This is a genomic window from Arthrobacter sp. MDT2-34-1 (assembly GCF_059091365.1).
Genome location: NZ_JBNHGO010000010.1, coordinates 1 through 5,927, shown reverse-complemented (window position 1 = coordinate 5,927; position 5,927 = coordinate 1). Strand labels below are relative to the sequence as shown.

Genomic DNA, 5,927 nt, shown 5'->3' with positions numbered 1-5,927 from the left:
GGTTGCGTTTAACCCGGTTTCGCCAAGCCTCGACGAGTGACGTAGCCCCTTCGGTGAGGCGTACAAACAGACCGGGAGGATAGGAGTCTGCCCATTGAGGCCTGGCCGAGGCGTTCACTGTTTGGTCACGTCCATATCAGATTCATCCGTCCAGCGGACGTCAGTTACCGAGCGATCGATCGGCAGATATAATGTGAGATAGACCACCACGTGATGTCAAGGTCTAAGGTTTGTAGGGCACAATACATGCGAGGCTGGAATGTTATGACCAGAGTTTCCCCGAATGCTAACCCCGGTGAGGCTCTGGCGCGAGCCCCTGATACAGCCTTGCGCCTTGGAGGTGCTGAGGGATCCTCGTGGCGTGACTATGCCAATGCCGAGCTTCCTTTGATGCTCAGCAGCGCACTCGAGTGCTTCATGGAGCAGGGTTATCACGGCACGACCATTCGCCAAGTGGCAGCCCGCGCAGGCCTGTCCGTCCCTGGCCTGTACCATCACTACCCTTCTAAACACGCGCTGCTGGTGGCTCTCATATCCCATGCCATGTCGGATCTTTGGATTCGCAGCCAACTCGCGATCGAGGAGGCGGGGACAATGCTTCCACGCCAATTCGATCTTCTTGTCGAATGTCTGATTCTGTTCCATGCGCGGCGGCGAGAACTGGCGTTCATCGCCTTTAGCGAGATCCGGAGTTTGAATGAGGCAGCTCGCACCGAACACATCGCCGCCCGCGACCGCCAGCAACGGCTCCTGGACTCGATCATCGAGCAGGGCGCCGAAACAGGGATCTTCACAACCCACTACCCGCGGGAAGCAAGCATGGCTGTCATCACCATGTGCACCGGCGTCGCCCAATGGTTCCGCCCGGAAGGCCCGCTGACACCCGAGGAGTTGGTCGAGCGATACCGCGAGATCGCGACCATGGCCGTCGGGCGATCAGCGGCGCCCTGACCACATGCCCGGCATCCCGGACGCCTGCCGCTCCTGGCCTGTGCCGCAGGATAGGCCAGCATGCATCGTTTGTAGGCTGCTGACAATGTCAATGGCCATTGGTTTCTGCCCACGGGCGGCCAGTTGATGTGCCCGCTGGTGGCCAGTAAAACTGCCCGATGATGGCCAACAGATCTGCCCACTGAGCGGTTCGGCGGGATTGGCCATGGCTGGTTTTTGTTAGTTCAGTTGGCTGACTCCTTTCCCGGCGAGGGCCTGGGTGAGGCGGATCGAGTCGCCGCTGGTCTGGCAGACATGGGCGTGGTGCAGGAGACGGTCCACGGTGGCGGTGGCCAGGGTTTTGGGCATGAGTTCGTCGAAGCCCGCGGGGTGCAGGTTCGAGGAGATGGCGACGGAGCGTTTTTCGTAGGCGGCGTCCACGACCCGGTAGAGGCCTTCGGCGGCGTCGGTGGCCACGGGCAGAAGCCCGATGTCATCGATCACGACCAGCTCGGCGCGCAGGATTCTGGTGACGGCGCGGGTGACGCTGTCGTCGGTGCGGTGGGCCCGGATCAGGGCGCCGAGGTCCTCGAGTCTGAACCAGGCCACGCGCATGCCGGCTTCGACGGCCTGCTGGCCGAGGGCTTCGAGGAAGAAGGTTTTCCCGGTGCCGGAGGGCCCGCAGACGACCAGGTTCTCCCGCCGTGTGATCCATTCCAGGGTGCGCAGGGCCTGCTGGGTCGGGGCGGGGATCGAAGAGACCGCGGGGTCCCATGCGTCGAAGGTTTTGCCGGTCGGGAAGCCTGCTGCCTTGCGGCGGGTGGCGAGCATGGACCGGGCCCGGCCGGCGGCTTCTTCGGCGAACAGGGCCTTGATGATCTCGACCGGTTCCCAGCGCTGAGCGCGTGCGGTGGCGATCAGTTCCGGCGCCAAGGCCCGGGCGTGGGGCATCTTCAGTTGCCGCATCAAAGCTTCCAGCTCGGCCGGCAGGGCCGGGGCGGTGGTGTTCGTGGTGCTGACGGGGCTCATCGGCTCTGCTCCCTTACGGTGTCTGAGGTCGCTGCGCCCAAGCCTGCCCAGGCGCCCGTGCCCTGGGTCAGGGATCGGGTCTCGTCCGCGGCGTGGGTGGTGGTGCGTCTGATGTTCGCGTTCAGGATCGAGGCCAGGTCGCCGTGGGCGAAGCGGCCATGGAGTGCGGCGTCGCCCAGGGCCCGATCCACTGCGGCAGTGCCTGCGAGTTTGGCCAGGGTCACGGCCTCGGCCATTTTCACGTGCATCCGTGCCGTGCCGGCTGCGGCGGCTTCGGCCAGCCAGGTGGCGGCGCCGTTGCCGATGGCGAGGAACGCGGCCTCGTCAGCGGTGCGGGCTTTGGGTGTGTAATCGCCCGGGATCCGGGTCCTGGTCCCGGGGAAGTGCTCATCGTTGATGGCCGGGCTGCCGGGCCGTGCCCGCTCATGCCGGGCGACCTCAACCGGGCCACCGGGGCTGTGGTGGACGATGATGATCTGTTCGCCCGGGCCGGTGCCGTGGGAGCGGACGAACACCCTTGCGCCGAGCAGGTGCGCCGGGACGGAATACTGGGCGTTCTCGAACGTCACCATCGGGGTGTTCTCCGGAACGGTGCGGGCCAGCCCAAACGCGACCGTGTGCGCGGTATCCGGAATACGGTGCAGCCTGGGCGCTTCGTCGATGAGCACCGCGGCGGGTTTGCGCCGTGTGGTGCGATGCTCACGGTTGTTCACTTCGTCCATGAACGCCTCGCAGGCCGCCTCAAGCGCAGCGAAAGAGGAGTACTGGGTCCGAAGGTTGGTGTCGGTCGGCACCAGGTCAGCCTTGGCCAGTTTCACCGAGGCCTCGACCCCGCCCTTCGTAGCCGGGTCAGCGGGCTGGCAGGTTAGCACAGTGACCCCGTAGTGCCGGGCAAAGTCCAGGGTCTGCTGGTTGCGCACCGGTACCCCGGCGACGTGGGCGGTGGTCACGGTCTTCTCGTTGTCGGTGAGCACATACGTAGGTGCCCCGCCCAGGACCCGGAAGCACCGGTCCAGGGCAGCGAACACGCTCGGCGCGGTCCGGTCCCGCAACGGGATCACGATCCGGAACCTCGAGAACGCCAGCCAGGCCACGAACAGGATGGTCTTCACTCCGCCGATGCGCGGCCCGTCACCGAAGTCGTACTGCAGCCACATCCCCGGCTCCGCGATCCAGGGGCGGTGGACACGTGTGTGACCCAGCCGCCAGGCGGCCTTGACCTGGGCGATCGCCCGGCGGGTGGACCGCTCCGAACCCGCATAACCCAAGGCGAGCAGCTTCTCGTGGGCTTTATCGGCGCGGATTCTGCCCTTGGATGCCTCGACCCATTCCTCGATCTTGGGCAGGAACGCGTCAGCGACACGATCACGGGGCGCTGGCTCAGCGATGGGTCGCCCCGCATCCCGCGCCGCAACATGCCTGGCAACAGTGTGATGGGAACAGCCCGTCAGTTCCGCGGTTGCACGCAACGATCCGGTCAGATCATAGGCAGCAAGAATTTCCATGATTTCTCCGTCAGACTTCATACAGGGCCTCTTCCCGGGGCGACATTTGGTGCGACTAGACACCGTCATCAAATCCCGGGGAGAGGCCCCCGCCGCTTAAGACGCGGCAGGACAAGTAAGGAAGTGGGCAGATCTCATGGCCACCGGTGGGCAGTTCTACTGGCCGTCAGTGGGCATTTTCGTGGCCGCCTACGGGCAGTTTTTCATGGCCGCTAACATGACAAAGAGAACAACGGCCACGGATGCCCAATTCCGCAACCCGAACAGTACTGTTCTGCCTGCGGAACCAGTGCCCGGCTGACTACTTCAAGGCGCGAAAGCTTCCCCGTGGTGCGCCCGTAGTTACCCGTGCCCCAGGAAACGCCGGCCCTGGCTCACCGTAAAAACTCGCCAGCCTAAGTCCGAACCGACACCGGACCGTATCATCGCAAAAGCATCTGCCCCTTTAGCTGGAAGCCAAGGGGCAGATGCCATCGAACTGAGCTGCTAAGCGTCTTTCAAGTCGATACCTTTGGTCTCACGCAGTTTGAAGACCACGAGGCCCGTCATTGCACAAAGGATCATTATGTAGACATTCGACATCCAGCCCAGAGACCAGCTGTTGAAAAGTGCATTGAGATAAGGTGCAGTGCCGCCGAAAATTGCAACCGAAAACGAGTAAGCGAAACCAATGCCCTGCGTCCGGATCCTAGTTGGGAATGCTTCAGAAAGAACGGACGCGAGCAGGGCACCGGAAGCGCCCACGATAAGCAGAGCCGTCGTGGAGGCCACGAACAACGTCCAAGGCTGGGAGTTGATCATACTCATCAGTGGAATTTGGGCGATGATCATCGCGACTGCGAAGCCGATGAGGACAGGGCGCCGTCCGATCCTGTCGGACAACCTGCCCCAAAGAGGCAGCGAGACCAGTGCAATCAATTGCGCGAGAACAGTAACCCAATAGGCTCCTTCGGCATCCATGCCCTGCCTGGTGATCGCATAGGTGGACGCGTACGACGTCCACGTATAGTGAGCTGCTGTGATGCCGGATGTCATGCCGATCATCATCAGGATGGACCGCACGAGCTTTTTGCGGTCCAGGGGCGGGGACGTGTTTACAGCCTGCGCTTCCTGCTGTCCGTCGAAGACTTCGCTTTCACTCATGCCGCGTCGCATGTACAGTGCGGCAAGGGCGAGTACGGCGCCGAAGAGGAACGGGATACGCCATCCCCACTCGGCAACTTCCGTATCGGAGAGGACATTCGTGACTCCGCCGCCGATTGAGAAGGCAAGGACAGATCCGCCGAAGATTGCCACGAATACAATAGAGCCCCACTGACCGCGCTTATTGTGGGGTGCAATCTCTGCGATGTAGGTATTGGCAGTTGCAGATTCACCGCCGTGCGCAAATCCCTGGGCAACGCGGGCGACAAGCAACAGAACGGAAGCTGCAATGCCGATCTGACCGTAGGTGGGCATTAGACCAATCAGCAACGACCCGCCTGCCATCATGAGCATCGTTGTTATCAGAACGAACTTGCGGCCCTTCACATCTGAAATGCGTCCGAAAACGATGCCGCCGAGTGGTCGCATGAGGAAACCAACAGCGAATACCGCCAAGGTTGACAGCAACGCTGAGACGGGATCGCTTGAATTGAACATTGCCTTCGCAATGAAGGGCGCGAACACCGCGTAGGCGCTCCACTCGTACCATTCCAAGACGTTGCCGACTGTACTGGCCATCATGGAGCGTCGTCTGATAGATGCTGCGCTGGCCGCCTTTGGTGGCTGCTCGACATTGAGGTTAAGTGCCATGGAGATTCCTTTGTGGTGGTGCGATGTCAGTTGTTCGTTGATTCCGGGTCCGGTCCCTCGGCCCATACCCCTCTTAACCAGACGGCAAAGGTTAGTCAGGACGATAGTTAAGGCATCGCATGTTTCGGTGCGGATCGCATCGGCAACTCGGGATACATGCCGTCCGAGGACAGTCTTAGTAGTCGGGTCAGCGCTGCGGTCCCTTGTTGTGCGATCCCATTCGTGCTACCGATCGATCGCTCGGTAGCTAACCATAATTCAGGTCATACCCAGCGTCAAGCAAATTATGATGGGCTGCTCATAGAGCCTCAAACGCGAATTCCAAGGCAGCTAACAAGCTGGCCCCCGCTTATCTGAGGTCCGTTTTCTCAGCGGTGACCCTGGGTTCTTTCCATCATCGAAGTTGCTGTCCCGAAGCCCGTCATAACGTAACTCAGGGGTTTGCAGAAGATATATGGCTAACGCACTGCTAAGGAAAATTGCGTGGGAGGAAGCCGTCTATTCCCGCGATCCGCCCAGGAGATCGCGGTTCCGGACCTCTCGGGCTGAGTGCCTGAGCTCCAGTGTAGGAAGCCGGGCCGGCGTCGGGGTTGCTGCCTGTGTCCTTGATCCGGAGTATCCATGCTGGTGCGGAGGTGATTCCTGGCCCTCGATAGGCATCAACCTCGG

General features: G+C 61.8%; 4 protein-coding genes. 1 reads left to right on the top strand and 3 read right to left on the bottom strand.

Translation table 11 applies throughout. From position 1 onward, the window contains the following. Positions 1-390: 390 nt before the first annotated feature. Positions 391-951: a TetR/AcrR family transcriptional regulator gene (locus tag AC5RVV_RS17015; RefSeq protein ID WP_493986668.1), complete on the top strand. Its 561-nt coding sequence runs from the start codon at positions 391-393 to the stop codon at positions 949-951. Between the two features lie 219 nt (positions 952-1,170). Here the strand turns inward: AC5RVV_RS17015 and istB are convergent, their stop codons facing one another. From istB to AC5RVV_RS17000, 3 genes are all read right to left on the bottom strand, one after another. Next, on the bottom strand, positions 1,171-1,959 hold the full coding sequence (istB, locus tag AC5RVV_RS17010; RefSeq protein ID WP_493986702.1) for an IS21-like element helper ATPase IstB: 789 nt from the start codon (positions 1,957-1,959) through the stop codon (positions 1,171-1,173). After that, positions 1,956-3,485 (bottom strand): IS21 family transposase, encoded by a 1,530-nt coding sequence (istA, locus tag AC5RVV_RS17005; RefSeq protein WP_494002558.1) that lies wholly within the window; start codon positions 3,483-3,485, stop codon positions 1,956-1,958. The genes istB and istA overlap by 4 nt, the downstream gene beginning before the upstream one ends. A gap of 465 nt (positions 3,486-3,950) precedes the next feature. Next, entirely contained in the window at positions 3,951-5,258 is a 1,308-nt protein-coding gene (locus AC5RVV_RS17000) for an MFS transporter (protein ID WP_493986543.1), read from the bottom strand. Between the last annotated feature and the right edge of the window lie 669 nt (positions 5,259-5,927).

Bases quoted from the DNA above. Each gene is read 5' to 3' on its own strand.
- AC5RVV_RS17015 (WP_493986668.1), top strand. From the start codon at position 391: ATGCTCAGCAGCGCACTCGAGTGCTTCATGGAGCAGGGTTATCACGGC.
- istB (WP_493986702.1), bottom strand. From the start codon at position 1,959: ATGAGCCCCGTCAGCACCACGAACACCACCGCCCCGGCCCTGCCGGCC.
- istA (WP_494002558.1), bottom strand. From the start codon at position 3,485: ATGAAGTCTGACGGAGAAATCATGGAAATTCTTGCTGCCTATGATCTG.
- AC5RVV_RS17000 (WP_493986543.1), bottom strand. From the start codon at position 5,258: ATGGCACTTAACCTCAATGTCGAGCAGCCACCAAAGGCGGCCAGCGCA.